This window comes from Qipengyuania zhejiangensis (assembly GCF_035607565.1).
In the GTDB taxonomy this organism is placed as follows: domain Bacteria; phylum Pseudomonadota; class Alphaproteobacteria; order Sphingomonadales; family Sphingomonadaceae; genus Qipengyuania; species Qipengyuania zhejiangensis.
On the sequence record NZ_JAYKGO010000003.1, the window covers coordinates 1,389,580 to 1,415,264 of the forward strand.

Consider the following 25,685-nt stretch of genomic DNA (forward strand, 5'->3'; position numbering starts at 1 on the left):
CGATGACGAAGATAAAAACACACCTATCGCTCGCTGTTGCGATATCCGGCCTGGCCGCCACACCGGCCATGGCGCAGGATACGTGGGAGGGAATGGACACAAACTCCGTTCGCGGGGAAGTCCAGCAACGTTATGACGCCGCCCTGGCGGCAACGCAGGACCCGGCGTACATAAGCGCCAACGATCCGCGCTATATCTGGGCCTCGGAAGCCAAGGCGCAGTGCGGGATCGCGCTGGGTTACCTCAAGTCGCGCACCCGCGACGAGGTTTCCCTGTCCAAATGCCGGATGGCCTACGACCGGATGATGGACGTGCCGCGCCCGCGCCCGGTGATCGCCGCAACTCCGCCACCCGCACCTGTTTGCAATCGCGAATTGCCGGGGCTGATCTTCTTCGAATTCGATTCGGCAACGCCCGGTCCGGACGCAGCGGAAATCGTTTCCTACGTCACGGAAAACGCAGGGCCGTGCAATTGGTCCTCTTTCCAAGTGGTCGGGCATACCGACCGTTCGGGTTCGAACGCCTATAATCTGGAACTTTCGCAGCGCCGGGCCGATGCGGTGGCCAATCTGATGACGTCGCGCGGTATTCCGCAATCGGCGCTCGACACGACGGCAAGCGGCGAAGAAAGCCCGCGCGTGCCGACAGCCGACGGTGTGCGCGAGCTTCAGAATCGCCGCGTCGAAATCCTGGTCAACAATTGAGAGAGGGGGGGAAGATAATGCGTAAGCACACCCTAGCCGCGCTTGCGGCAGTAATGTTGGCCGGAGCATCGCCCGCGGCCATGGCCCAAAGTGCCGAAACCGATGCCGTATCGATGCAGGAAGCGATCGCGGTCGCCATGCAGTCGAACCCTGCGATCATCCAGGCACAGTTCAACAAGGAAGCCATCGAATTCGAACGCAAGCAGGCGCAGGGCCTGTACCTGCCGCGGGTCGATATCGAAGCGTCTGCGGGTGTCCGCAGGCTGGAAAACAACACGCGCCGAACCCTGGGGATTGCGGACGAGGAACTCTATCCCCTCGAAGCCGGGATTACCGGCGAGTGGACCGTCGTCGATTTCGGACGTCGAAGGGGCGAACTGCTCCGGCAGGCGGCACGCGTTGACGGTGCATCGTTGCGCGTCGTCGAACGGTCCGAATTCATCGCGCTCCAGGTGGCCCGCCAGTATCTCGACGTGCTGCTGCAGCAACGCGTTTCGGCGGCCGCACAGGACAACGCCAGCTTCCACCAGTCTCTGGTGGCCGATCTTGGCAAGGGCGTCGAACAGGGATCGATCAGCATTGCCGATCGCCAACAGGCCGAAGAACGGCTCGAAGCCGCGCGTGTGCAGCAGGAAGAGGCGACGCTCGGTTTGCAGAACGCCTACATCAGCCTGCGCAGGCTGACCGGCCTCGATATTTCGGGTGCGGTCGTCCCGCCGAATCTCGCTTCGGCCATGCAGCCGGATCTGGAAACCGCAGTCGGCATGGCGCGCACGCGCAATCCGCTGGTGCGTGAAGCCCAGGCCGATGTCGATGCAGCCAATGCGCTGGTCAAATCGGCAGAAGGCGATCTGTATCCTACCATTGGGGTCGAAGTGCGCGGCCGGGTCGGCGAGGATATCGACGGCTTCCGCGGTGAAACCAACGATGTGCAGGCCCGCGCCGTTCTACGCTGGAATATCTTCGATGGCGGGATCAAGCAGGCCCGTATCCAGGAAACCATCCGTCAGGCCAGCCTGGCGCGCTATGCCCTGCACGAACGCCAGCGTGCCGCCGAAGAAGACATCCGTCTTGCCTGGCAGGCGCTGGAAACGCAGGGCCGCGTGGTTCAGGCGCTGGATCGCCAAAGCCAGGTGAGCGACGATCTGCTGCTGTCCTATCGCAGCCAGTTCAACGTTGGCCGCCGTTCGCTGCTGGACGTGCTCGACGCGCAGAACACGCGCTTCAACACGCAGGTGCGTCTCGAAACGGCACGCTTCTCTCAACTGTTCGCGCAATACCAATCGCTTGCTGCTACCAACACTTTCCTGGACGCGTTGCAAATCGCGCCGGGAGCAGGTGCTGGATCGGCTGAGCGTGAGCGTTTCAACTATGGTCCGCCAACACCGGCCGAGTTGCAGCGCCGCGTTTATCCCCAGTAGGGAGATTGGAAGCCAATGGTGTCGCCTGTCGATGAGGTCCTGGAGGGCGTGGAAATCGACACGCTGACCGAATGCGTGGCGGAAGTCGCGCGTCGGTATGGGCCGGCATTCGACACCACCTTGCTGGGGCAGGTGCCGCGCGACGAGCGCGGCTTCCTGCCTTGGCATCAGGCCGGGGCCGCGCTGGAACTGGCCCGGCTCAACTATGACCCGGCCGACCCGCGCAAATTGCCGGGCACGGCGCGGGGCTATCCCGCGCTTGTCCAGCAGAAGAACGGCGAGACTGTCCTCGTTCTCGACGCACGCGCCGGCGACCTGCTGGTCTGGCGCCCGGCAAGCGGTGTCGAGCAATGGGAAGCGCACAGCGATCTTGCGGCGGCCTATGACGGATCGCTGATCAGCGTTTTTGGCGACCCTGATGAATTGCGCGAAAGCGAAGCTCCGTGGCATGCCAAGGCGCGCGATCACTGGTTCTGGAGCGAGCTGAGGAAAGAACGCCGTTCGTTCAATCCCGTGTTCCTGGCGTCTTTGCTGATCAATCTGCTGGCCATCGCGCTGCCGATCTTCACCATGAACGTTTATGATCGGGTGATCCCGAACAAGGCAGCCGAAACGCTGTGGGTTCTGGGCATCGGCGTGGTGCTGGCCTTCGCGCTGGAATACGCCCTGCGCCGGGCAAGGACCTCGGTCGTGGACCAGATTACCCGGCGCCTCGATCTCAAGCTGTCTCAGAAGATCTTCGGCCGTCTGCTCGCGTCTCCGCTGGATGAACGCAAAGGGCATACCGGTTCGATGGCGGCGCGCGTCTCGGAATATACCATCGTGCGCGATTTCTTCGCCTCCACCAGCCTGGTGATGGTGATCGACGTGCTGTTCCTGTTCATTTTCGTGGCCGTGATCGCGGTCATCGGGGGATGGCTGGCGCTGGTGCCGCTGACGATCATTATGATGATGTTCGCCGCCGGCTACATCCTTCAGCGCAAGGTCGTGGATGCCGCCCGCGATGCGCAGGCCGATTACGGATTGCAGCAGACCATGCTGGTCGAATCGCTGACCGGGATGGAAACGCTCAAGAGCCTGTCGGGCGAAGGCACCATGATGTCGCGCTGGCACCGGCTTGCCGACATCGGTACCCATTCGCAGCAACGCCTGCGCGATGTGAATTCCTATGCCGTCGGACTGGCGCAGACGTTCCAGCAGATCTCGACCGTCTCTCTCATCATCGGCGGGTATTACCTTTTCGCCGCGGGCGAAATTTCGATGGGTGCGATCATCGCGATTGTCATGCTGTCGTCGCGCTCGCTGGCACCGGCGGGGCAGATCGCTTTCCTGCTCACGCGGGGCCGCCAGGCGCAGGAAACGCTCGAAAGCATCGAACGCCTATTCGAAGGCGGCGACGAACGGCGCCAGGGCAGCTCGATCACCCAATCCGCGCTCGCCAATCCGACGATCCGGATGGAGAAACTCTCGTTCGCCTATGCGGATACGTCGCAGGCGGCGCTTCACGAAATCGACCTGGCAATCGCGCCGGGCGAAAAGGTCGCCATTGTCGGGCGCGTTGCGTCGGGCAAATCCACGCTCGGGCGGGTTCTGTGCGGCCTTTACGCTCCGACCGAAGGTGCGATGCTGATCAATGGGATCGACAGCCGCCAGTTCCGGCCACAGCATTTGCGACGCGCCTTGCGCTTCGTGGGCCAGGATGCGGCGCTGTTTACCGGCACGATCAAGGACAATCTGGCGTTGTCGGCGGAAGGTGTCGACGACGCGCAGCTGATCGCGGCGATGAAGATGACCGGTGCTGACGAATTCCTCTCGCGCGATTCGGGTGGCTTCGACCGTCCGGTGGGTGAAGACGGGCGGCGCCTGTCGGGCGGCCAGCGATCCTTCCTGGCTCTGACGCGTGCGTTGGTGGAGCCGTGCGAACTGCTGTTTCTGGATGAACCGACCGGTGCGATGGACAGCCAGAGCGAGAAGATGTTCGTCGATCGCCTCGGCGCGGCGATGAAGGCGGACCAGACGCTCGTCATTGCGACGCATCGTCCCGCGCTGTTCGCGATCTGCGACCGGCTTATTGTCCTCGATCGCGGCCGCGTTGTGGCCGACGGTCCGGTCAAACAGGTTCTGGCGCAGGCCGGTTCGGCGCTGGCGCAAGGACAATGACCATGCCTGTCCGCCGCTCTCCTGCAAAACGTCTTGCAGCCTTTGCGCTGGTGTTCGGCGCTGCGATGATGGCCGGCGCGTCATCGTTGCTTACCGCCCCGCGTCCTGCGCAGGCCATGTCGATGCTCGATCAGGACATGGCGGCACAGATTGCCGGAATGTCGACCGGTGAAGAACAGGCGCTGGTGGTCTCGGGGACGAGCGCGGAGGAACGCAATTCGCTTATCCCGCTGTCCAAGGTGCGGTTGGAAACGCCAGGCCTTTCGGGCCGTGTCGCCATGTCTGCGACCGCCCGCGCCACGGCCCAGAAATGCCTTGCTCAGGCGATCTATTACGAAGCCGCGCTGGAGCCGGAGCGCGGCCAGCGTGCCGTTGCGCAAGTCGTGCTCAATCGGGTTCGCCACCCTGCCTATCCCAATTCGGTGTGCGGCGTAGTATACGAAGGCGTCCACCGTCCGGTGTGCCAGTTCAGCTTTACGTGCGACGGATCGCTGCTGCGCGGTCCGTCACGCGGCTACTGGCAACAGGCAAACCGCATTGCCGACGAAATGCTGGATGGCAGCACCGCTTCCGAAGTGGGGACGGCAACGCATTATCACGCCGATTATGTCGTTCCACGCTGGGCCTACACCCTGGGCAAGATCACCCAGATCGGACGCCACATCTTTTACCGTTTCCCGGGCCGCGGCGGTTCGGGCGCAAGCTTCAGCCAGCGATGGTCGGGCAGCGAATTCATTCCTGCGATCGATGTCGCGCGGCTTCAGGCGCGCTTGGCCGCGCATGACCTCGACGAAATCGCCGCTCCGGTCCTGGCGTATGTTCCGGGGACGACAGTGGTGGCAGACGTGAAGGATCGTCATGCTTCCAGCGACGTCGGCGGCAGGCTCGACACGACCACGCAGTGGCGGCTCGAGATACCCGATCCGGTTCAACTGAGCGCGTCTTACAAGTCCACGCTTGCCGGGCAGGGCGAAGCGATCGGGCAGGCACCTGCCCCTGGCGAGGAGGCCGCAAAGTCCCAATGAGTTCGTTTCGTCAAAGGGTCGCCGCGCTTGACGCGTCGCAGCGCCTGATCGCGATTTCCGCGATCGGACTGGCCGTGTTGTTCATCTGGTCGGCCTTTGCTCAAGTCGAACAGATTGCGCGCGGCACCGGCAAGGTGATCCCTTCCAGCAAGGCCCAGCTTGTCCAACCTTCCGAACCGTCGGTGATCGCGGAAATTCTCGTCAGAGGTGGTCAGACGGTCAAGAAGGGCGATTTGCTCGTGCGGCTCGACGATACGCAGTCGGCTTCCGCGCTCGGCGAACTGGAAGAAGAAAACCGCCGCCTGGGGATGCGTGCGCAGCGCCTTGAAAACGAAGCGTCCGGCGGGCAGCTCGGCTGTGCTGAAAGCGGGCTTTGTGCGGACGAACAGCGTTTGCAGCAGGTTCGTACCGCCACCGCCCGCGCCCGCGAGAGCGCGTTGGCATCGGCCATCGAACAGCGCCGCCGCGATCTGCAGGAAGCCCAGGCGACGGTCGCATCGCTGGAAAACAGCGTGCGCCTGTCGCGCCAGCAGGTCGATATGCTGGAACCGCTCGCGCGGCAGAATATCGTGCCGCAGACCGAATTGCTTCAGGCGCAACGCGACCTGGTCGATACGCAGGGGCGGCTGGCCGCTGCACGGCAGGCGGTGGGCCGGTCATCGGCATCGATCCGCGAGGCCCAGGCCGATCTCAGCCAGGCGCGTCTCGATTTTCGTCAGCAGGCCCTGGCCGAACGCAGCGAAGTGACCACCAAGCTTGCCGTGAACGAGGAAACGATCCGCGGTGCTGCTGCCCGGCAGCAGCGCAACGCCTTGCTCGCTCCGGCGGATGGCGTGGTCAACGATGTCCAGATCACCACCGTCGGCGGCTTCGTTAACGCGGGCGAGAAGATCATGCAGATCGTGCCGGTAGGCGACAAACTGCTGGTCGAAGCGCGCATCGCGCCGAGCGACCGTGCGTTCATCAAGGTGGGCGATCCGGCCAACGTCAAGGTGACCGCGTATGATTTCTCGATCTACGGGGGGCTTCGCGGGCGCGTCCAGCAAGTGTCGGCAGACAGTATTTACGACGAGGCGGAGCGGCAGGCTTATTACACGGTCGTCGTTGAAACCGACCGGTCCTATATCGTGAAGAATGGAAACCGCCTGCCGATCGTGCCAGGCATGATCTGCGATGTGGAGATCATCACGGGACGCCACAGCATCCTGAGCTATCTCTTCAAGCCGGTGAACAAGGCCCTCGATCGCGCTATGACCGAGCGTTGATCGCGTCCGCGATCAGTATCCGTGCAGGAAGCTTCGGCGGCCGCTGAAGCTGAGGACGGGCTGGTAATCGTTGGCGGCTCCGGCATCGAGCACCGTGTCGGTCGCGTTGTCTAGCATCCTGTAGCCATCCGGCGTCCGCACCACGAGCACGGCATGGTCCGCACGGCGCACCAGATCGCGCGCAATCGTCAGATACATGTCCTCGCGCGGGATACCCGCGGCTGCCAGCAGGTGCATCTTGAGCAGCGCGTAGTCTTCGCAATCGCCCTTGCCCAATTGCATTGTGCGGCGCGGTCCGGCCCAATGGTCCGCCTTGCCGAACAGGTCCCGGTCTTCGGCATAGGCGATCTTGTGATTGACCCAGCGATTGACCTGTTCGAGCCGCGTTTCGATGCCCGCATTCCCGATGGTCAGCCCCTTCGCGCTGCCGCCAAAGCGGGGCTTCTCGCGGCTGACGCGATTCCATGATGCATCGAAATTCGTCGCGCCGATCGGAATTTTGCGGCTGGCCAGAAAATCGTCCGCCGACAGGCCGGGCCGGACAGGCGGTTTGGCCAGGGCGGCCAACCGCGACGGCGCGGTACCGAACAACGTTCCGCAATCGACAGGCAGGGCGAAAGCCGCCGTGGCCGGGCGCAGCTGATCGATGGCAATTGGCGAGGGTGCAGGAGGTCCCGACTGCGGGATAAGCGGGCCGAAATTACCGAGCGACGACTGAGCTGCGCGCATCGCTTCGAGCGCGCTTCCCGTTCCGCCCAGGATTGCGGCGGATTTGGACAGGCCGCCCATATCGGAAGGCGCCCCCGTGACCGGACCCAGCGCTGCGGCGTTGCCGATCGGGCAGGTCGTGTCGGCGATGGTTGCGGTGATGGCTGGCATGACCAGCGGTACCACGGCCTGCGCCTGCGCCGGCAACGCCGTTCCGGCAAAGGCCAACGTCATCGCGACACAAAGTCCGCGCACCGCGCCGGGAAGGATTTCGGACCGTTCCATGGGACTGCAAATACGCAGCCATCCTCAAGGCTCGGTTTTCGGAAGTGGTTAACGGGGCGTTTGCACCCGCGTGGATGGCGGGCGCAAAAAAGGGGCGGCGCCTTTCGGCACCGCCCCCTTCGTGATCAGCAAAAGCTGTTCGAAGCTTACTTGAGCTCGACGGTACCGCCGGCTGCTTCGATCTTCGCCTTGACTTCTTCGGCTTCAGCCTTGTTGACGCCTTCCTTGACGGCCTTGGGCGCGCCTTCGACAAGTGCCTTGGCTTCGGTCAGGCCCAGGCCGGTGATGGCGCGGACTTCCTTGATGACCTGGATCTTCTTGCCACCGTCGCCGGTGAGAATGACGTCGAATTCGTCCTTCTCTTCAGCGGCCGGGACATCGCCACCGCCGGCGGGGCCAGCAACAGCAACAGCAGCAGCGGCGCTTACGCCCCACTCTTCTTCAAGCGCCTTGGCAAGCTCAGCGGCTTCCATGACGGTCAGCTTCGACAGTTCTTCAACAAGCTTGGCGATATCAGCCATGATGTTTCACTCCAAAAAATTAGGCTGGGGTGCCCGACGGGCCTTGCCCCAATGAATAAATCGCGTGTGTACGATAAACCGTTAGGCTTACGCCGCGTCCTTGGCGCCATAGGCACCGAATACGCGGGCGAGCTTGCTCGCGGGGGCGTTGACGAGCTGTGCAACCTTGGTTGCAGGCGCGTTGACGAGGCCCACGATCTTGCCACGAAGTTCGTCGAGGCTCGGCATCGAGGCGAGTGCCCGGACCCCAGCTTCATCGAGCTTCTGCGCGCCCATCGAACCACCGACGATTTCAATCTTGTCGGTCGTCTTGGCGAAATCCACCACGGCCTTGGCCGCAGCAACCGGATCTTCGGAATATCCGAGAGCGGTCGGACCGTTGAGGTACTCGTCGAGTCCCTCGTAGTCGGTGTCCTTCAGGGCGAGCTTGGCGAGACGGTTCTTCGCAACCTTGTAGGACGCACCGGCTTCGCGCATCTTCGAACGCAACTCGGTCGACTGTGCGACCGTGAGGCCCAGATTGCGGGTGACAACCACCACGCCGGACTGGGAGAAGACTTCGCTGAGCTGGGCGACCGCATCGGCTTTCTGCGAACGATCCATGCCATACTCCTTCACTATGACCGCCCGGGATGGCTCCCGGATGGCCGGCTACGTTTGTCCATGCCGAAGAAACGACACGGGCGAGTCCGCTGATGGGGAAGGAGATGCGCCTGGTGGCGCGAAACCACGGATATCCGCCGGGGCGGGACCGTGTGAAAACTCTGTTCCCCGTCTAGGCTGGAAATTAAGAGGGCCAGATTGCCCCCACCAACTGTCTCGGACGGATGACCGGCACAAGAAATGCCTGACCGGTCGGTTCGCGCCTCTAGAGATATTGCTGCGCGAGTCAAGCAGAAGGGGATCGGATCGCGCCCCCAAAAGAAAAGAGGCCCGCCCCATGGGGCGAGCCTCTCGTCATATCGTTCCGTCCCGCGCGCAAGGCGCGGGCTGCGGGCGATTATTCAGCAGCCGGAGCTTCTTCTTCGGCGGTCACTTCTGCAGTGGCGTCGACAGCAGCAGCTTCGTCGACAACAACGTCAGCAGCAACGTCAGCAGCCGGGGTTTCTTCAACCATGGGCTCGACAACTGCGGTTTCTTCAGCCGGAGCTTCTTCGGTCGCGGTTTCGCCACAAGCGGCGAGGGTCAGCGCGAAGGGAAGGGCGGCAACGAGAGCGATCTTCTTCATGATTCGGTATTCCTGTACGCCGTGATTGGCGTGGCCTTAAAATAGCCATATTTTCGCCAGCGAAAAGACACATTCTGCATCGGCGCGATTTTTTTACTCCGCAGCACGGAAAGAGGAAGCCGGGATGGGCGGCACGAGATCCACCCCGCGCCGGTCCGCAGCGTGCTTCGCCGCGTAGATGCCGCCGCCTGTCATGGTCAGCGCGAGGAACCCGACGACGAGCGAATCCAGAACCATTGCCGCCCAGTCGAGCGCCGGGGGCAGCCACAGGATGGGTGCTATCCCGAGCCCGTAATGCACCGCCATGAGCGGCAGGATCCCCGCAACAGACAGCGCGACTGCGTACCAGAAGGACCCGTGCATGATGCCGGCCGATTGCAGCGGTCCGATCCGGCTGTTGCCGAGCGGCCAGGCCACCAGCCACGCGGTAAGGTAGATCGCGGCGACCTGCACCGCCATGGCCACCGCGATCGACGCTTGCTGCGCCGTATCGCCGGCCAACCCGGCCAGTTCGACAAGCGGAGTACCGAACAGCGACCAGGCCATGAACGCAGCGTTCACGGCGAAAAGGATCAGCCAGAGCGGGAAGGCAGGCCATTCGACCCGTACGGCCCGGCGCGCGTCGTGCCCGAACAGGACATACCGTGTGAACCAGTACCCCGGCAGCAGCAGCGCGAGCGTTTTGGCGTAGCCGAACTGCATGCGGAGCGGGTCGCTTTCAGCCGCCAGCGCGCCGGCTTTCCCATTGTACATTCCGCCGTTCATTTCGACGATGTGCTGGGCAAATTCGACCGCGGCTGGGATGGCAAACAACCACGGGCAGGCTTTGGCGAACGACCACGAGGAGCGGTAGATCGCGCCGATATCGCGGAAGATCATTCTTCGTTCCCTTCATAGCTCAGCAGATCTCCGGGCTGGCAGGCCAGTTCGCGGCAGATCGCCTCGAGAGTGGAGAAGCGGATGGCGCGGGCCTTGCCGGTCTTGAGGATCGACAGGTTGGCAAGGGTCAGGCCGATGCGTTCCGACAGTTCGGTCAGCGTCATGCCGCGGGCCTGCAGCAGTTCGTCGAGGCGAACCACGATGGATGTGGTGTCATCTGCGGGCATCAGACCGTACCGGCCAGATCGTCGCGCATGGCCGCGCCTTCCCGGAAAAGGCGCGCGAGGACCAGCAGCAGCGGCACGGCGAGCCAACCTGTGAGGGATGGCGACCATCCGAAATACTCACCGCTTTCGGCGCTGGCCCAGGTGGAAAGTTGGCCATAGGCCAGATCGATCAGATTGATGGCGAGCAGAGCCCAGGCGATCAGGGTAAGGCGTGCAGCGTTGGCTTTGCTGAACGCTTCGCCCTTCTGCGTGTCGCGGATCATGGCGGTCAGGCGGGTCAGGATCAGATGCGCCGCGACCGCGACGGGGGGGACGGTTGCGCACACCGCGACAAGCCACGTCATCACCACATGCTGAATCCGCGGATCGCCGAACCGGCCGAGGACGTCGGCGCGAAATTCACCCGGATTGACGATCAGAAGAACCAGAAGGGCTGTAAACGCGGCGGTGACGATCCAGTTCAGCCAGTTCGTAACGCGCAGGATCCAGATCAATGTGAGCAACATCTTCGCCTCCCGAAACTTATCGAAAACGATATATCCTTGATGATTTTTATCGTCAATCGATAATATCGAAAAACGATATGTCGGGCATTCAGGCTTCCTGTTTGGCCAATTGCGGCATTTGGGCCTATGCAGGAAGCGGCTCGGTGGAATGGCCACGTGCCTCGGGGGGTGACGATGATTGTTGGGCGGCTCTTTGTGCGGCTGACGCTGTTCTACGCGTTGGTCACGGGTCTCGTCGCCGGGGCGGCGGCGCTGTATCCGGAGTTGGCCGATTATCTTCCGATCGGCGGGGCGCAAACGTTGCTGAGCGCGCCATCCGACGATCCGCTGCAGGCGGTGCAGATCGGCGCGACAAGCGTTTCCAACCTCGGTGGATCGATCGTGTGGCTGGTGATCGCCGTCGGTGGTGCGCTGCTCAGCACGCTTCCGGTGACCTGGGTCTACATGGCCAGCCGCAGCCGCGCCGAATACGACCAGGCGCTTGTTGAAACGATGATCGTTCTACCCATCGCGGTCACTTCCATCGTGGTGATGGTACACAATTCTCTGGCGCTGGCTTTCTCGCTGGCCGGGATCGTGGGCGGGGTGCGGTTTCGCAACACGCTCAAGAGTTCGGGCGATGCGATTTACATTCTGCTCGCCATCGGGATCGGCCTGGGCGCCGGCATCGGCGCGCTCGAGATCGCGCTCGTTATGACGGTGATCTTCAACTACACGTTCACGCTTCTCTGGGTGGCCGATTACGGCGCGCTCAAGGGCACGCATCGTTACCTTCGTCCCAATCACGTCGAAGAGGCGGGACCGGCACCGGACCTTGGCGATGCAAAGGAACAGTCGGGCGAAGGCGCCGAGCCAAAGTAACCGCGCCCGCGCCCGGCGTTAGCGGCATTTGCGGAGCAGGTTCTTCCTTACATCGTCGTCCGTGGCGATCCGTTCGAAGAACCCGTCGAGATACTTGCGCATGGCTTCGCGGGATCGGGGTTCCAGCCCCGGCACGCTGTCCAGCTGCGCGTGGATCGTTCCGCGCGCGCGCCGAAATTCACCTGCCTGCACGAGGACATCGTCGTTGAGCGCGCAATACCCGCGATAGAGCCGCACCTTTACCGACACGATCGGCAGCGCCGCATTGGGGGCCGCGTAGCTTGCGTCGACCAGTCCCGCGTTGTCGAAATCGTAGGGGACCGGCGTCAGGTCGCTGGTGGCGTCCTTTGATGCACCGAACACTTTTGAATTGTGGCAGCAATCCTGTGCATCGGGCCCCTGGGTCATATCCCAGTCGGTGTTCCCGACCATATACTGAAACAGCGCATAGCGCGCCGCATCCTGCCGGTTCAGCGCCCCGAATTCGAATGTGCCGATGTCGACTTCCTTGCGCGCAATCCGGCGCGCGGCATCGTCGGCGTCTTCGATCAGGAAGCCCCACCGTGTGTCCAGCGCGGTTCCCCCATCGACATAGGTGACGCGGACCAGGCGGGCTTTGAGGCTTTCCGGCGTGATCGCGTTGTAAAGCCGGTAGGTGGCGTATTCGCGCAGCAGCGTCTGATCCGAACTGGCGCGCTGGTTGCAATGGGTGACCAGCTTCAGGCTGCCCTGCCGATGAAGTATCGAAGTTTCCGCGGCCTTCTGCGACACCGCGATCCGCATTGGCGGGAAGCTGCAGTTCTCGCGTTTTCGGCGCGAAACGCCGCGCGCGGCAAGTTCGATTCCATGCGTTTCTCCGGCCAGTGCGAGGGTTGCCGGGTGAGGGTCGGTTGATCGGTCCGCCGACCTGGCGATGGTTTGGATCGGACCCGCCAGCGTGATTTCCAGCGGTTGTTCCGATACGAACAGCGCGGTCGTGCGGTCGCCTGTGTCGTCGGCCAGCGCGGCGGTCGCAACGAGCCATGCAGCCGTGGCACCCGCAATCATGTATCTCATGGCTCGCGCCTCCCCTTGCGGCATACCTAACACGAATAAGGGTTCGGGGGGATTATACTGCAGGATGAGGCGAAGCGATGTTTGACAGTCGGCTGGCCAATCCCTAAATGCCCGGCAACCGCCCGCTTCGAGCAGGCCGATTCATGCGCGGGAATCGGCACAGGATGGAAGCGGCGTTTCCATAATCGCGACGCTTGAGAAGCTGCAGCAAGCCACCGGATCGGTGTGCCCACGCTGTGGCCTTTTCGCGTCCCGGACATGGTTCTCACGTGCATGAGATCAGAGATTCCGGCCACGTCTCGCGCCAATCATGCGGGAAATGCGCCGGTGAACCCGAGAAGAGGCATACACACCTTATGGCTACCAAGGCGAAGGCTCCGAAGAAGAACCGGGGCGCGAAGGCTTCCGGCACCGCGAAGCGCCGTATCCGCAAGATCTTTGGCGACATCCACGAAGTCGTCGAGATGCCGAACCTGATCGAGGTTCAGCGCGAGAGCTACGAACAGTTCCTGCGTTCGGACAAGGAAACGGGTTACGTTTCCGGCCTCGAGAAGACCCTGCGCTCGGTGTTCCCGATCCGCGACTTCGCCGGCACCGCCGAACTCGACTTCGTCCATTACGAACTCGAACAGCCGAAATACGACATCGTCGAATGCCGTCAGCGTGGGATCACCTACGCGGCGCCGATGAAGGTCACGCTGCGCCTCATCGTGTTCGAAGTGGACCAGGAAACCGAAACCCGCTCCGTGCTCGATATCAAGGAGCAGGACGTGTACATGGGCGACATGCCGCTCATGACCGGCAACGGCACCTTCGTCGTCAACGGCACCGAACGCGTTATCGTTTCGCAGATGCACCGGTCGCCGGGTGTCCTGTTCGACCATGACCGCGGCAAGACCCACTCCTCGGGCAAGCTGCTGTTCGCTGCGCGCATCATTCCTTACCGCGGCAGCTGGCTCGACTTCGAATTCGACGCCAAGGACATCGTCAACGTGCGTATCGACCGCAAGCGCAAGCTTCCGGTCACCGCGCTGCTGTTCGCGCTGGGCCTCAATAGCGAAGACATTCTCGACCACTTCTACGACATCGTTTCGTGGAAGCGCGCCAAGGACGGCTGGGAAATTCCCTACCAGGCCGACCAGTGGCGCGGCCAGAAGCCCGCGTTCCCGCTCATCGACGCCAAGACCGGCGAAGAAGTGTTCCCCGCCGGCCAGAAGATCAGCCCGCGTGCTGCCAACAAGGCCGCCAAGGATGGCCTGGAAACGCTGCTGCTCCCGACCGAGGAAATCTTCGGCCGTTACGCGTCGCGCGACATGATCGACGAGAAGACCGGGCGCATCTACATCGAGGCCGGCGACGAAGTCTCGGGTGAAAACCTCGAAGTGCTCGACGCTGCGGGTATCGACGTGCTCGACCTGCTCGATGTCGATCACATCAACACCGGCCCCTGGATCCGCAACACATTGCAGGTCGACAAGGCCGAAAACCGCGACGAAGGCCTGGAAGCGATCTACAAGGTCATGCGTCCGGGTGAACCGCCGACCAAGGAAACCGCCGAAGCCCTGTTCGAAGGCCTGTTCTTCGATGGCGAACGCTATGACCTTTCGGCTGTCGGCCGCGTCAAGCTCAACATGCGCCTCGAACTCGATGCGGAAGACACCGTCACCACGCTGCGCAAGGAAGACATCCTTGCCGTGGTCAAGGAACTGGTCGACCTGAAGGACGGCAAGGGCGACGTCGACGACATCGACAACCTCGGCAACCGCCGTGTCCGTTCGGTCGGCGAACTCCTCGAAAACCAGTACCGCGTCGGCCTGCTCCGCATGGAACGCGCGGTGAAGGAGCGCATGAGCTCGGTCGACGTGTCGACCGTGATGCCGAACGACCTGATCAACGCCAAGCCCGCCGTGGCTGCCGTTCGCGAATTCTTCGGTTCCAGCCAGCTTTCGCAGTTCATGGACCAGACCAACCCGCTTTCGGAAGTCACCCACAAGCGCCGTGTTTCGGCGCTCGGGCCGGGCGGTCTTACCCGCGAGCGCGCAGGCTTCGAAGTCCGTGACGTTCACCCGACCCACTATGGCCGTATCTGCCCGATTGAAACGCCGGAAGGCCCGAACATCGGTCTGATCAACTCGCTGTCGACCTTCGCGCGCGTCAACAAGTACGGCTTCATCGAAACGCCGTACCGCAAGGTGATCGACGGCAAGGTGACGGACGAAGTCATCTATCTTTCGGCCATGGAAGAACAGAAGCACACCGTCGCTCAGGCTTCGGCCGATCTCACCGACGATGGCAGCTTCGTCGAGGAACTGGTTTCGGCCCGTCACGACGGCGACAACCTGATGGCTCCGCGCGAGCACATCACCTTGATGGACGTTTCGCCCAAGCAGCTGGTTTCGGTGGCCGCATCGCTCATTCCTTTCCTGGAAAACGATGACGCCAACCGCGCGCTGATGGGCTCGAACATGCAGCGCCAGGCCGTGCCGCTTGTGAAGGCGGAAGCGCCTTTCGTCGGCACCGGCATGGAAGAAACCGTGGCGCGCGATTCGGGCGCTGCCATCGCGGCAACCCGTGGCGGCATCGTCGACCAGGTCGACGCGACGCGTATCGTGATCCGTGCCATCGGCGATGTCGAACCCGGCCAGTCGGGCGTCGACATCTACACGCTGCAGAAGTTCCAGCGTTCCAACCAGAACACCTGCATCAACCAGCGTCCGCTGGTGAAGGTGGGCGAACCGATCGAAGCCGGCGACATCATTGCCGACGGCCCTTCGACCGATCTGGGCGAACTGGCCCTTGGCCGGAACAGCCTCGTCGCCTTCATGCCCTGGAACGGCTACAACTACGAAGACAGTATCCTGATCTCCGAACGTATCGTGAAGGACGACGTCTTCACCTCGATCCACATCGAGGAATTCGAAGTCATGGCGCGCGACACCAAGCTCGGGCCTGAAGACATCACCCGCGACATTCCCAACGTCGGCGAGGAAGCGCTCCGCAACCTCGACGAAGCGGGCATCGTCTACATTGGTGCCGAAGTGCACCCGGGCGATATCCTGGCCGGCAAGATCACCCCGAAGGGCGAAAGCCCGATGACGCCGGAAGAAAAGCTTCTGCGCGCCATCTTCGGTGAAAAGGCCAGCGACGTGCGCGACACCTCGCTTCGCCTGCCTCCCGGCGTTGCCGGTACGGTTGTCGAAGTGCGTGTGTTCAACCGTCACGGTATCGAGATCGACGATCGTACGCGTGCCATCCAGAACGAGGAAATCGAACGCCTCCGCAAGGACGCCAACGACGAACGCGCCATCCTCAACCGCGCCACCTACAACCGTCTGCGCGACATGCTCATCGGCCAGACCGCTTCGGCCGCGCCGAAGGGCGTCAAGAAGGGCACCGAAGTCACCGAGGAACTGCTCGAGGACATCGAACGCCACGAATGGTTCAAGTTCGCGGTTGCCGACGATGGCCGCCAGGCACAGATCGAAGCGGTGAAGTCGCAGTATGACGACGCCGTGAAGATCATCGAAGACAAGTTCGAAGATCGCCGCGAGAAGCTGGAGCGCGGTGACGAACTCGCCCCTGGCGTGCTCAAGATGGTCAAGGTGTTCGTTGCCGTGAAGCGCAAGCTTCAGCCGGGCGACAAGATGGCCGGCCGTCACGGTAACAAGGGTGTCATCAGCCGCATCCTGCCGGCCGAGGACATGCCGTTCCTGGAGGACGGAACCCCGGTCGACATCGTGCTCAACCCGCTCGGCGTGCCGTCGCGCATGAACGTCGGTCAGATCTTCGAAACGCACCTTGGCATGGCGGCCCGCAACCTGGGCCACCAGATCGCCGATGCGCTGGAAGACTGGAAGCTCGCCAACCCGAACGCCATCGAGGATTATTCCAAGGCCAAGCCGCCTGCGGCCGTCGTGGATCGCCTCAAGGATGTTTACGGCGAGCAGTATCACGCCGAAATCGAAGCCCGCACGACCGAAGAAGTGGTCGAGTTGGCGATGAACCTGCGTACCGGCGTCCCGATGGGTACCCCCGTGTTCGACGGCGCGCGTGAAGGCGACGTGACAATCCAGCTGGAAAAGGCCGGGCTCAACAGCTCGGGCCAGTCGGTTCTTTACGATGGCCGCACCGGCGAAGCGTTCGACCGCAAGGTTACCGTGGGCATCATCTACATGCTCAAGCTGCATCACCTTGTCGACGACAAGATCCACGCCCGTTCGATCGGCCCCTACAGCCTCGTCACCCAGCAGCCGCTGGGCGGTAAGGCGCAGTTCGGCGGCCAGCGCTTCGGGGAAATGGAAGTCTGGGCGCTCCAGGCTTACGGCGCCGCCTACACGTTGCAGGAAATCCTGACCGTGAAGTCGGATGACGTGATCGGTCGTACCAAGGTCTACGAAGCGATCGTCAAGGGTGACGATACCTTCGAGGCAGGCATTCCGGAGAGCTTCAACGTGCTCGTGAAGGAAATGCGCAGCCTGGGCCTCAACGTCGAACTCAAGTCGCATGGCGAAGAGGACGACGGCCTGCAGATCGCGGCGGAATAGGGGGCCTCGCGCCCCCTCGCCAACCGCCCACCGGAATTCACCCGTTAAGGGAATAAGTCATGAACGAACTGACCAAATTCACCAACCAGCTGGCCAAGCCGGAAACCTTCGACGAGATCCAGATCGGTATCGCGTCGCCCGAGCGTATCCGCTCGTGGTCCTTCGGCGAAATCAAGAAGCCGGAAACCATCAACTACCGTACGTTCAAGCCCGAACGTGACGGCCTGTTCTGCGCGCGCATCTTCGGTCCGGTGAAGGATTACGAATGCCTTTGCGGCAAGTACAAGCGCATGAAGTACAAGGGCGTCGTCTGCGAAAAGTGCGGCGTCGAAGTGACCGTGACCAAGGTCCGCCGCGAGCGCATGGGCCACATCGAGCTGGCCGCGCCGGTCGCGCACATCTGGTTCCTGAAGTCGCTGCCGAGCCGCATCGGCCTGTTGCTCGACATGCAGCTCAAGCAGCTCGAGCGCGTGCTGTATTTCGAAAGCTACATCGTCACCGAGCCCGGCCTGACGCCGCTCGAGAAGTTCCAGCTCCTCACTGAAGACGAACTGCTCGAAGCGCAGGACGAGTATGGCGAAGACGCGTTCTCGGCATCCATCGGTGCCGAAGCGGTCAAGATCATGCTGATGGACCTCGACCTCGAACAGGAAAAAACCGACCTGCTCGAAGAGCTGGCGACCACCAAGTCGAAGCTGAAGCCGGCCAAGATCATCAAGCGCCTCAAGGTCGTCGAAAGCTTCATCGAAAGCGGCAACCGCCCCGAGTGGATGATCCTGGAAGTCATTCCGGTGATCCCGCCAGAACTGCGTCCGCTGGTTCCGCTGGATGGTGGCCGTTTCGCGACGTCCGATCTCAACGATCTGTATCGCCGCGTCATCAACCGTAACAACCGCCTCAAGCGCCTCATGGAACTGCGCGCGCCGGACATCATCGTCCGCAACGAAAAGCGCATGCTGCAGGAAGCCGTTGACGCGCTGTTCGACAACGGCCGCCGTGGCCGCGTGATCACGGGCGCCAACAAGCGTCCTCTGAAGTCGTTGTCCGACATGCTCAAGGGCAAGCAGGGCCGCTTCCGTCAGAACCTGCTCGGCAAGCGCGTCGACTATTCGGGCCGTTCGGTCATCGTGACCGGCCCCGAACTCAAGCTGCACCAGTGCGGCCTGCCCAAGAAGATGGCGCTCGAGCTGTTCAAGCCGTTCATCTACGCCCGCCTCGATGCCAAGGGCCTGAGCATGACGCTCAAGCAGGCGAAGAAGTGGGTCGAGAAGGAACGCAAGGAAGTCTGGGACATCCTGGATGAAGTCATCCGCGAACACCCTGTCCTCCTGAACCGCGCCCCGACGCTTCACCGTCTTGGCATCCAGGCGTTCGAGCCGGTTCTGATCGAAGGCAAGGCAATCCAGCTTCACCCGCTGGTCTGCGCCGCGTTCAACGCCGACTTCGACGGTGACCAGATGGCCGTTCACGTGCCCCTGAGCCTCGAGGCGCAGCTGGAAGCACGCGTCCTGATGATGTCCACCAACAACATCCTGTCGCCCGCCAACGGCAAGCCGATCATCGTTCCTTCGCAGGACATGGTGCTGGGCCTCTATTACCTGTCGATGGAACGCCAGGAAAAGAAGCCGGAATACGTCGACGGCGACAAGAAGGGCGAAAAGCACGAAAAGCTGCAGATGTTCTCGGACATGGCAGAAGTGCACCAGGCCCTCGAAACCAAGACGGTTTCGCTTCACACCAAGATCATCGCCCGCGTTCCGCAGGCTGATGAAGCCGGCAAGATCAGCATGCAGCGGTTCGAAACGACCGCTGGCCGCATGCTGATCGGTGAATGTCTGCCGAAGAACTTCAAGGTTCCCTTCGACATCGTGAACCGCCTGCTGACGAAGAAGGACATCGCCGACGTTATCGACGAGGTCTATCGCCACACCGGCCAGAAGGACACCGTGCTGTTCGCCGACGCGATCATGTCGCTCGGCTTCCGTCACGCGTTCAAGGCCGGGATCTCGTTCGGCAAGGACGACATGATCATCCCGGAAGAGAAGATCGAGCTGGTCGAAAACACCAAGTCGCTCGTCGCGGATTACGAACAGCAGTACCAGGACGGCCTGATCACCCAGCAGGAAAAGTACAACAAGGTCATCGATGCCTGGAGCCAGTGCGGCGACAAGGTGGCCGATGCCATGATGGACAAGATCAAGTCGCGCCCGATCGACAAGGACGGGCTCGAAGCCGAGATCAACTCGATCTACATGATGAGCCACTCCGGTGCGCGTGGTTCGCCCGCGCAGATGAAGCAGCTCGCCGGTATGCGCGGCCTGATGGCCAAGCCGTCGGGTGAAATCATCGAAAACCCGATCATCTCGAACTTCAAGGAAGGCCTGAACGTCCTTGAATACTTCAACTCCACCCACGGTGCCCGTAAGGGTCTTGCCGATACGGCGTTGAAGACGGCCAACTCGGGTTACCTGACCCGCCGCCTCGTCGACGTGTCGCAGGATTGCGTCATCGTGGAAGAGGACTGCAAGACTGAGAACGCGCTGGAAATGCGCGCCATCGTGCAGGGCGGTTCAGTCATCGCGTCGATCGGCGAACGTATCCTGGGCCGCACCACGGCCGAAGATATCGTCAACGCCGCCACGGGCGAAGTCATCGTCAAGGCAGGCACCCTGCTCGACGAACCGATGGTCAAGATGATCGAGGACGCCGAAACGCAGGTCGCCAAGATCCGCTCGCCGCTGGTCTGCGAAGCCCAGCAGGGCGTTTGCGCCACCTGCTACGGCCGTGACCTTGCTCGCGGTACGCCGGTGAACATCGGTGAAGCCGTGGGCGTCATCGCCGCACAGTCGATCGGTGAACCGGGTACGCAGCTGACCATGCGTACCTTCCACATCGGGGGTGCCGCACAGCTCAACGAAACGAGCCACCTTGAATCGATCTCGGACGGTAAGGTCGTGTATCGCGACATGCCGACCATCGTCGACAAGAAGGGCCGGATCCTGTCGCTCGCCCGTAATGGCGAACTGGCCGTGATCGATGCCGAAGGGCGCGAGCGTGAAATCCACAAGGTGCCTTACGGTACCGTGCTGATGCACAAGGATGGCGCGAAGGTGAAGGAAGGCGATCGCCTGGCAGAATGGGATCCGTTCTCGCTGCCGATCATCACCGAACAGTCGGGTGTCGTGCGTTACCAGGACCTGGTTGACGGCACGACCATGGAAGAACGCGTCGACGATGCCACCGGTATCGCCCAGCGCGTTGTCACCGAACTGCGCGGAAGTGGCCGTGCGAAGAAGGAAGATCTGCGTCCGCGGCTCACCCTCTTCAACGACGCCGCTGCCGAAACCGAAGCGGCGCGTTACATGCTGGCGCCGGGCACGACCCTGTCGGTCGAAGACGGTCAGCAGGTCGATGCGGGCGACATTCTTGCTCGTGCTTCGCGTGAAGCGGCCAAGACGCGCGACATCACCGGTGGTCTTCCGCGGGTTGCCGAACTGTTCGAAGCCCGTCTGCCGAAGGACAATGCGATCATTGCCAAGATTTCGGGCAAGATTGAATTCGTCCGCGAATACAAGGCCAAGCGCAAGATCGCGATTGTCCCGGAAGAAGGTGATGCAGTCGAGTACCTGATCCCCAAGACCAAGGTGATCGACGTACAGGAAGGCGACTTCGTGAAGAAGGGCGATACGCTCATCTCGGGATCGCCGAACCCGCACGACATCCTCGAAGTTCTCGGGGTCGAGGCGTTGGCCGAGTATCTCGTGAACGAGATTCAGGAAGTCTATCGACTGCAGGGCGTGAAGATCAACGACAAGCACATCGAGGTGATCGTTCGCCAGATGCTGCAGAAGGTCGAGATCACCGATGGCGGCGACACCACGCTGCTGGCGGGCGAACAGGTCGATGTTGAGGAACTCAACGAAACCAACGCGCGCCTTGGCCGTAACAAGCAGCCTGCAGTGGGCACGCCGATCCTCCTGGGGATCACCAAGGCATCGCTGCAGACACGGTCCTTCATCTCGGCGGCTTCCTTCCAGGAAACCACGCGCGTCCTCACGCAGGCCGCCGTCGAAGGGAAGAAGGATTCGCTCATCGGTCTGAAGGAAAACGTGATCGTGGGTCGTCTCATCCCTGCCGGTACCGGCGCGGGCATGAACCGCATGCGGATCACCGCCAACAGCCGCGACGCTGCGCTTCGTGCCCAGTGGAAGAAGGCGCAGGATGCGATCATCGCCGCCACCAGCGCGGAAGAAGAGCGCAAGGCGGAACTCGCACAGGGTCCCGAAGCCGCGATCGGCGACGATCCTCTCGCGGTGATGGAAGGGGAAACCCACGGCACCGATGCGGATGCCGGCGATTACCTGAACGAAGAGGCCAAGGACGGCGAGTAAGACCGCCCCTCAAGCCAACCAGACAAGGCCCCGCGGAGCGATCCGCGGGGCCTTTTTGTTTGGGTAACCTCCCAAGCTGATGAGAAAAATTCTTCGGGGTTTTGTTTTTCGTGATAAATTCGGTGTAGAGGTAAGCGATTGCACTTGCTGACCGGGGGCCATGACCGAAACCAGTTCGCATAGCGACGACGTGCGTCTGCAGATTCTTTCACGCCGCCTGACGGTGGCGTTGGCGGGGGCCCCTTTGGCTGTCCTGTCGAGCTTCGCATCGGCCGCGATCCTGGCCGTTCTGTTCTGGCAATCGTCGGCACAGGTGCCGGCGCTGGTGTGGGCGGCCAGCGCGGCTGCCTTGCTCGGGGCGCGGCTCGTCCTGGCGGCGCGAGCCGACAGGGGATCGACCGACGAACGATACCTGCGTTCGCGTCTCCGCATGACGACCGTGGTGATCGTCGGCATGAGTGTGGTCTGGGGCGCAGGCATACCCATTTTCGCCAGTGTGGCCTCTCAGGCGAACCTGCCGGTGATCGCCGCCATCGGTAGCGCCATGTTGGTTGGCGTCCTCCTGATGCACAGGGCCATCCCGATTGCCGGATACGCGCACGTAGGCCTTGTCGGGGCAGGATTGGCCGCCGGCGCCCTTGTTTCCGTGGGGCCGTCCTCGTGGCCGCTGCTGGTGCTGCTGGCGATCTACATGGTCACGTTGTGGTTGGCGATCGGCAGAATGGAACGCCAGTTCGTCAGCGCCGTCGTGAACGAGGTTGCCAGCCGCGAGGCGGCCGAAACCGTGTCGCTGTTGCTGTTCGATTTCGAAGAGCAGTCTTCGGATTGGCTCTGGATGGTCGGCCCGCGCGGCAATTTGCGCGATGTCAGTGCGCGCTTCGCCGCAGCCGTCGGGAGCGATATCGACCGGCTGGAGGGAACACCGCTCATTTCCCTGCTCCAGCCGGGAGAGGCCAGCGAAACGCTGGCACGCCATCTGGTGGATCGCAGCCCCTTTCGCGATCTGCTGATCAAGCTGAAGGTCGAGGGCGAGACGCGGTATTGGCGGATGTCCGCCAGACCGCGGCAAGACGGGCTGATGGGCGGTATCGCGCGCGATGTGACGCACAACCGGATGATCGAGGAACGCGTCGCTTTCATGGCGCATTACGATAATCTGACCGGACTGGCGAACCGGTACCTGTTCAACGAACGGCTGCGAAAACTGCTTGGCGCGAACGACGAGCGCGGCCGGAATGTCGCGCTGTTCTATCTCGACCTCGACGATTTCAAATCCATCAACGACACCCGCGGCCATCTGGTGGGCGACCGGCTGCTGCGCGAAGTGGGAAGCCGGCTCGAACAGGAAGTCCGCTCGCAGGATCTCGTCGCCCGGCTGGGCGGCGATGAATTCGCCATTCTCATCGAAACCCGCGCAGGCGTGGGCATGCTTATCGAACGCGCCCACAAGTTCCTGTCGGTCGTGCGCGAAGCCTATGAAATCGAAGGCCAGCTTTACCGGATATCGACGAGCATCGGCGTGGCGCGCTGCACCGATGGCGATTGCGATGCGGAGGAACTGCTGCGCCGTGCCGATCTCGCCCTGTTTGCCGCCAAGCGGAAGGGCCGCGACACGCTGGCGATGTTCGAACCCTCGCTCGACCGCGAGGCACGCGACCGGCGCGAGCTGGAGAGCGATCTGCGCGATGCGCTGGCACGCGGTGAGCTGCGCATCCATTACCAACCGGTAATCGAGCTCGATAGCGGGGCGGTCACCGGATACGAGGCGTTGCTTCGCTGGTATCATCCGCGCCGCGGGATCATCGGGCCCGCAGATTTCCTGCCGATCGCCGAAGAAACCGGTTTGATCGTGCCCATAGGTGAATGGGTCATTCGTCAGGCGCTGGCCGAAACATCCCGGTGGACAGGCGATTTCCGCGTGGCGATCAATCTTTCGCCGACGCAGGTCCGCAGCCCGCACCTGGTGGCGTTGGTCGCCCAGGTTTTGCGTAACGCAGGCATCGCGCCCGAACGGGTCGAGTTCGAGATTACCGAACATGTCCTGATGCAACCGGGCGACCACGCCACAGCCACTCTTCACAGCCTGCGTGAACTGGGCACCCGTATTGCGCTGGACGATTTCGGGACCGGCTATTCTTCGTTGAGTTATCTGCGCCGGTTCCCGTTCGACCGGATCAAGATCGATCGCAAGTTCGTGGAGCAGGTGGTCGATGACGCGGACAGCCAGGCAATCGTCTCCAGCATAACCCGACTTGCCGACGCCCTGGGAATGCAGACAACCGCCGAAGGCATCGAGAACCGCCGCCAGCTCGATCTGCTGCGCAAACTGGGATGCCAGGAAGCGCAAGGTTATCTGATTTGCGAACCGGCCCCCGGCAGCACCTTCGCCACGCCCGAAGCGGCGGAAGCGGCGATGTCGGACAAGAGTTCGGAAGTTCTCGACTACCGCCGATCGCGCGAAGCGGTTCTGCGGCGGCGCGGGGGGCAGGTGGCCTGAGGCAGCGTCTCATGGCTCGCCAATGCGCCTGCGCTGGGCTATCGGGCCGGACATGAGTGTCATCACGCGTTTTGCCCCGTCACCGACGGGGCGCCTTCATGTCGGCAACATCCGTACCGCGCTCCACAACTGGATGCTCGCCAGGAAATCGGGCGGGCGTTTCATGTTGCGCATCGACGATACCGATGCGGAGCGTTCCCGCGAGGAATACGTCACCGCGATCCGCGAGGATCTGGCGTGGCTGGGCCTCGAACCGGATGGTGAGGAACGCCAGTCGCAAAGGCTTGCCATATACGACACTGCCTTTGCGTCTCTGAAAGACGCTGGACGTATCTATCCCGCTTACGAGACGGCACAGGAACTCGACCTCAAGCGCAAGATTCAGCTCGGCCGGGGACTGCCGCCCATTTACGATCGCGGTGCGCTGGCGCTTGGCGATGCCGACCGCGCGGCAAAAGAGGCGCAGGGTATCGCTCCGCACTGGCGTTTCAAACTCGACCACGACGAGCCGATCGAGTGGGATGACGGTGTGCGCGGCGCGCAGAAATTCGATGCCGCGCAGCTGTCCGATCCTGTTATCCGCCGTGCGGACGGCAGCTGGCTGTATATGCTGCCAAGCGCAGTCGACGATCTCGACATGGGTGTTACCGATGTCCTTCGCGGTGAAGACCATGTCAGCAACACAGCCGTTCAGATTCAGATGTTTACCGCACTAATTGCTGCGGGCTTCGGTGCAGCAAATTCGCTGCCGTCCTTTGCCCACGAAGCGCTTCTGGTGGGCAAGGAGGGCAAGCTTTCCAAGCGCCTTGGATCGCTTGGCTGCGATGCGTTTCGCGAACGAGGGATCGAACCCGGTGCGGTGGTCGCCCTGCTTGCCCGGCTTGGGACGAGCCTGCCGATAGAACCGATAACGGATCGGGCAACTCTGGTTGACACGTTCGACCTTTCGACCTTCGGTCGCGCGCCTGCCAAGTTCGACGATGCCGAACTCGACCGCATCAACGCCGCGATGGTCCACCAGATGGACTTTGCAGAGGCAAAAGATCGCCTGCCCGGCGGCATGGACGAGGCCGGCTGGCATGCCATCCGCCCCAACCTCGCGCATGTCGGCGAAGCGGCGGATTGGTGGCGGCTGGTGACGGGGCCTATCGCGCCGCCAGCGTTTTCCGACGACGACCGTGAGTATCTCGCCCAGGCCGCCCGGGCGCTCACCTGGAGCGATGATCCCTGGCACGCTTTGACGGGCGTGCTGAAGGAGGCGACAGGACGCAAGGGAAAGCCGCTTTTCCTGCCCTTGCGCCAGGCGCTGACAGGGATGGATCACGGCCCCGACATGGGCGAACTCCTGCCTCTGATTGGCGAAGAACGGGCGCGCAAACGATTGATCGACGCCGCCACCAGCTAAGG

The 25,685-nt window shown here is 62.4% G+C and carries 18 protein-coding genes; 10 read left to right on the forward strand and 8 right to left on the reverse strand.

From position 1 onward, the window contains the following. The first annotated feature begins 2 nt into the window (after positions 1–2). From VR863_RS14530 to VR863_RS14550, 5 genes are read left to right on the forward strand one after another with little or no spacing between them, the layout of a single operon-like run. Positions 3–704, forward strand: a complete 702-nt coding sequence (locus VR863_RS14530; protein ID WP_324829183.1) for an OmpA family protein — start codon at positions 3–5, stop codon at positions 702–704. A gap of 17 nt (positions 705–721) precedes the next feature. Further along, positions 722–2,125, forward strand: coding sequence for a TolC family protein (locus VR863_RS14535; RefSeq protein WP_324829184.1), 1,404 nt, complete (start codon positions 722–724; stop codon positions 2,123–2,125). Between the two features lie 15 nt (positions 2,126–2,140). Then, entirely contained in the window at positions 2,141–4,285 is a 2,145-nt protein-coding gene (locus tag VR863_RS14540) for a type I secretion system permease/ATPase (protein WP_324829185.1), read from the forward strand. A gap of 2 nt (positions 4,286–4,287) precedes the next feature. Next, on the forward strand, positions 4,288–5,310 hold the full coding sequence (locus tag VR863_RS14545; RefSeq protein WP_324829186.1) for a cell wall hydrolase: 1,023 nt from the start codon (positions 4,288–4,290) through the stop codon (positions 5,308–5,310). After that, on the forward strand, positions 5,307–6,575 hold the full coding sequence (locus VR863_RS14550) for an HlyD family type I secretion periplasmic adaptor subunit (RefSeq protein ID WP_324829187.1): 1,269 nt from the start codon (positions 5,307–5,309) through the stop codon (positions 6,573–6,575). Before VR863_RS14545 ends, VR863_RS14550 begins: the two co-directional genes overlap by 4 nt. 12 nt (positions 6,576–6,587) lie before the next feature. Here the strand turns inward: VR863_RS14550 and VR863_RS14555 are convergent, their stop codons facing one another. The 7 genes from VR863_RS14555 to VR863_RS14585 all read right to left on the reverse strand — a co-directional run bounded on the left by VR863_RS14555 (position 6,588) and on the right by VR863_RS14585 (position 10,929). Beyond that, positions 6,588–7,568 carry a transglutaminase-like cysteine peptidase gene (locus VR863_RS14555; RefSeq protein ID WP_324829188.1) on the reverse strand — a complete coding sequence of 327 codons (981 nt, stop codon included), beginning with the start codon at positions 7,566–7,568 and terminating at the stop codon, positions 6,588–6,590. A 146-nt stretch (positions 7,569–7,714) separates the two neighbouring features. After that, positions 7,715–8,089, reverse strand: coding sequence for a 50S ribosomal protein L7/L12 (rplL, locus tag VR863_RS14560; protein ID WP_324829189.1), 375 nt, complete (start codon positions 8,087–8,089; stop codon positions 7,715–7,717). A gap of 87 nt (positions 8,090–8,176) precedes the next feature. Next, positions 8,177–8,692, reverse strand: coding sequence for a 50S ribosomal protein L10 (gene rplJ / locus VR863_RS14565; RefSeq protein WP_324829190.1), 516 nt, complete (start codon positions 8,690–8,692; stop codon positions 8,177–8,179). Positions 8,693–9,089: 397 nt separating this feature from the next. Next, entirely contained in the window at positions 9,090–9,317 is a 228-nt protein-coding gene (locus tag VR863_RS14570; RefSeq protein ID WP_324829191.1) for a hypothetical protein, read from the reverse strand. 93 nt (positions 9,318–9,410) lie between these two features. Beyond that, on the reverse strand, positions 9,411–10,196 hold the full coding sequence (locus tag VR863_RS14575; protein WP_324829192.1) for a hypothetical protein: 786 nt from the start codon (positions 10,194–10,196) through the stop codon (positions 9,411–9,413). Continuing rightward, positions 10,193–10,423: a helix-turn-helix domain-containing protein gene (locus VR863_RS14580; protein WP_324829193.1), complete on the reverse strand. Its 231-nt coding sequence runs from the start codon at positions 10,421–10,423 to the stop codon at positions 10,193–10,195. The genes VR863_RS14575 and VR863_RS14580 overlap by 4 nt, the downstream gene beginning before the upstream one ends. Further along, the gene (locus VR863_RS14585) at positions 10,423–10,929 is read right to left on the reverse strand and encodes a DUF2975 domain-containing protein (protein WP_324829194.1); all 507 of its coding nucleotides are present in this window, start codon (positions 10,927–10,929) and stop codon (positions 10,423–10,425) included. The genes VR863_RS14580 and VR863_RS14585 overlap by 1 nt, the downstream gene beginning before the upstream one ends. 174 nt (positions 10,930–11,103) lie before the next feature. On the opposite strand from VR863_RS14585, the gene VR863_RS14590 reads away from it, so the two are divergent. After that, complete coding sequence (locus tag VR863_RS14590; RefSeq protein ID WP_324829294.1) at positions 11,104–11,790, forward strand: DUF4956 domain-containing protein; 687 nt, start codon at positions 11,104–11,106, stop codon at positions 11,788–11,790. A gap of 18 nt (positions 11,791–11,808) precedes the next feature. Here VR863_RS14590 and VR863_RS14595 read toward each other — a convergent pair whose 3' ends face one another. Beyond that, positions 11,809–12,846: a hypothetical protein gene (locus VR863_RS14595; RefSeq protein WP_324829195.1), complete on the reverse strand. Its 1,038-nt coding sequence runs from the start codon at positions 12,844–12,846 to the stop codon at positions 11,809–11,811. 356 nt (positions 12,847–13,202) lie between these two features. Between VR863_RS14595 and rpoB the strand changes: the two genes are divergently transcribed. The 4 genes from rpoB (at position 13,203) to gltX (ending at position 25,683) form a co-directional block, all read left to right on the forward strand. Beyond that, the gene (gene rpoB, locus VR863_RS14600; RefSeq protein ID WP_324829196.1) at positions 13,203–17,390 is read left to right on the forward strand and encodes a DNA-directed RNA polymerase subunit beta; all 4,188 of its coding nucleotides are present in this window, start codon (positions 13,203–13,205) and stop codon (positions 17,388–17,390) included. A 59-nt stretch (positions 17,391–17,449) separates the two neighbouring features. Next, positions 17,450–21,781, forward strand: coding sequence for a DNA-directed RNA polymerase subunit beta' (gene rpoC / locus VR863_RS14605; RefSeq protein WP_324829197.1), 4,332 nt, complete (start codon positions 17,450–17,452; stop codon positions 21,779–21,781). Between the two features lie 160 nt (positions 21,782–21,941). Next, the gene (locus VR863_RS14610) at positions 21,942–24,278 is read left to right on the forward strand and encodes a putative bifunctional diguanylate cyclase/phosphodiesterase (protein ID WP_324829198.1); all 2,337 of its coding nucleotides are present in this window, start codon (positions 21,942–21,944) and stop codon (positions 24,276–24,278) included. A 52-nt stretch (positions 24,279–24,330) separates the two neighbouring features. Next, positions 24,331–25,683 (forward strand): glutamate--tRNA ligase, encoded by a 1,353-nt coding sequence (gene gltX, locus VR863_RS14615; RefSeq protein ID WP_324829199.1) that lies wholly within the window; start codon positions 24,331–24,333, stop codon positions 25,681–25,683. The last annotated feature ends 2 nt before the right edge of the window (positions 25,684–25,685 follow it).

What these genes read in the sequence shown, in the direction of transcription:
- VR863_RS14530 (WP_324829183.1), top strand. Translation starts at nt 3, where the DNA reads ATGACGAAGATAAAAACACACCTATCGCTCGCTGTTGCGATATCCGGC.
- VR863_RS14535 (WP_324829184.1), top strand. Translation starts at nt 722, where the DNA reads ATGCGTAAGCACACCCTAGCCGCGCTTGCGGCAGTAATGTTGGCCGGA.
- VR863_RS14540 (WP_324829185.1), top strand. Translation starts at nt 2,141, where the DNA reads ATGGTGTCGCCTGTCGATGAGGTCCTGGAGGGCGTGGAAATCGACACG.
- VR863_RS14545 (WP_324829186.1), top strand. Translation starts at nt 4,288, where the DNA reads ATGCCTGTCCGCCGCTCTCCTGCAAAACGTCTTGCAGCCTTTGCGCTG.
- VR863_RS14550 (WP_324829187.1), top strand. Translation starts at nt 5,307, where the DNA reads ATGAGTTCGTTTCGTCAAAGGGTCGCCGCGCTTGACGCGTCGCAGCGC.
- VR863_RS14555 (WP_324829188.1), bottom strand. Translation starts at nt 7,568, where the DNA reads ATGGAACGGTCCGAAATCCTTCCCGGCGCGGTGCGCGGACTTTGTGTC.
- rplL (WP_324829189.1), bottom strand. Translation starts at nt 8,089, where the DNA reads ATGGCTGATATCGCCAAGCTTGTTGAAGAACTGTCGAAGCTGACCGTC.
- rplJ (WP_324829190.1), bottom strand. Translation starts at nt 8,692, where the DNA reads ATGGATCGTTCGCAGAAAGCCGATGCGGTCGCCCAGCTCAGCGAAGTC.
- VR863_RS14570 (WP_324829191.1), bottom strand. Translation starts at nt 9,317, where the DNA reads ATGAAGAAGATCGCTCTCGTTGCCGCCCTTCCCTTCGCGCTGACCCTC.
- VR863_RS14575 (WP_324829192.1), bottom strand. Translation starts at nt 10,196, where the DNA reads ATGATCTTCCGCGATATCGGCGCGATCTACCGCTCCTCGTGGTCGTTC.
- VR863_RS14580 (WP_324829193.1), bottom strand. Translation starts at nt 10,423, where the DNA reads ATGCCCGCAGATGACACCACATCCATCGTGGTTCGCCTCGACGAACTG.
- VR863_RS14585 (WP_324829194.1), bottom strand. Translation starts at nt 10,929, where the DNA reads ATGTTGCTCACATTGATCTGGATCCTGCGCGTTACGAACTGGCTGAAC.
- VR863_RS14590 (WP_324829294.1), top strand. Translation starts at nt 11,104, where the DNA reads ATGATTGTTGGGCGGCTCTTTGTGCGGCTGACGCTGTTCTACGCGTTG.
- VR863_RS14595 (WP_324829195.1), bottom strand. Translation starts at nt 12,846, where the DNA reads ATGAGATACATGATTGCGGGTGCCACGGCTGCATGGCTCGTTGCGACC.
- rpoB (WP_324829196.1), top strand. Translation starts at nt 13,203, where the DNA reads ATGGCTACCAAGGCGAAGGCTCCGAAGAAGAACCGGGGCGCGAAGGCT.
- rpoC (WP_324829197.1), top strand. Translation starts at nt 17,450, where the DNA reads ATGAACGAACTGACCAAATTCACCAACCAGCTGGCCAAGCCGGAAACC.
- VR863_RS14610 (WP_324829198.1), top strand. Translation starts at nt 21,942, where the DNA reads ATGACCGAAACCAGTTCGCATAGCGACGACGTGCGTCTGCAGATTCTT.
- gltX (WP_324829199.1), top strand. Translation starts at nt 24,331, where the DNA reads ATGAGTGTCATCACGCGTTTTGCCCCGTCACCGACGGGGCGCCTTCAT.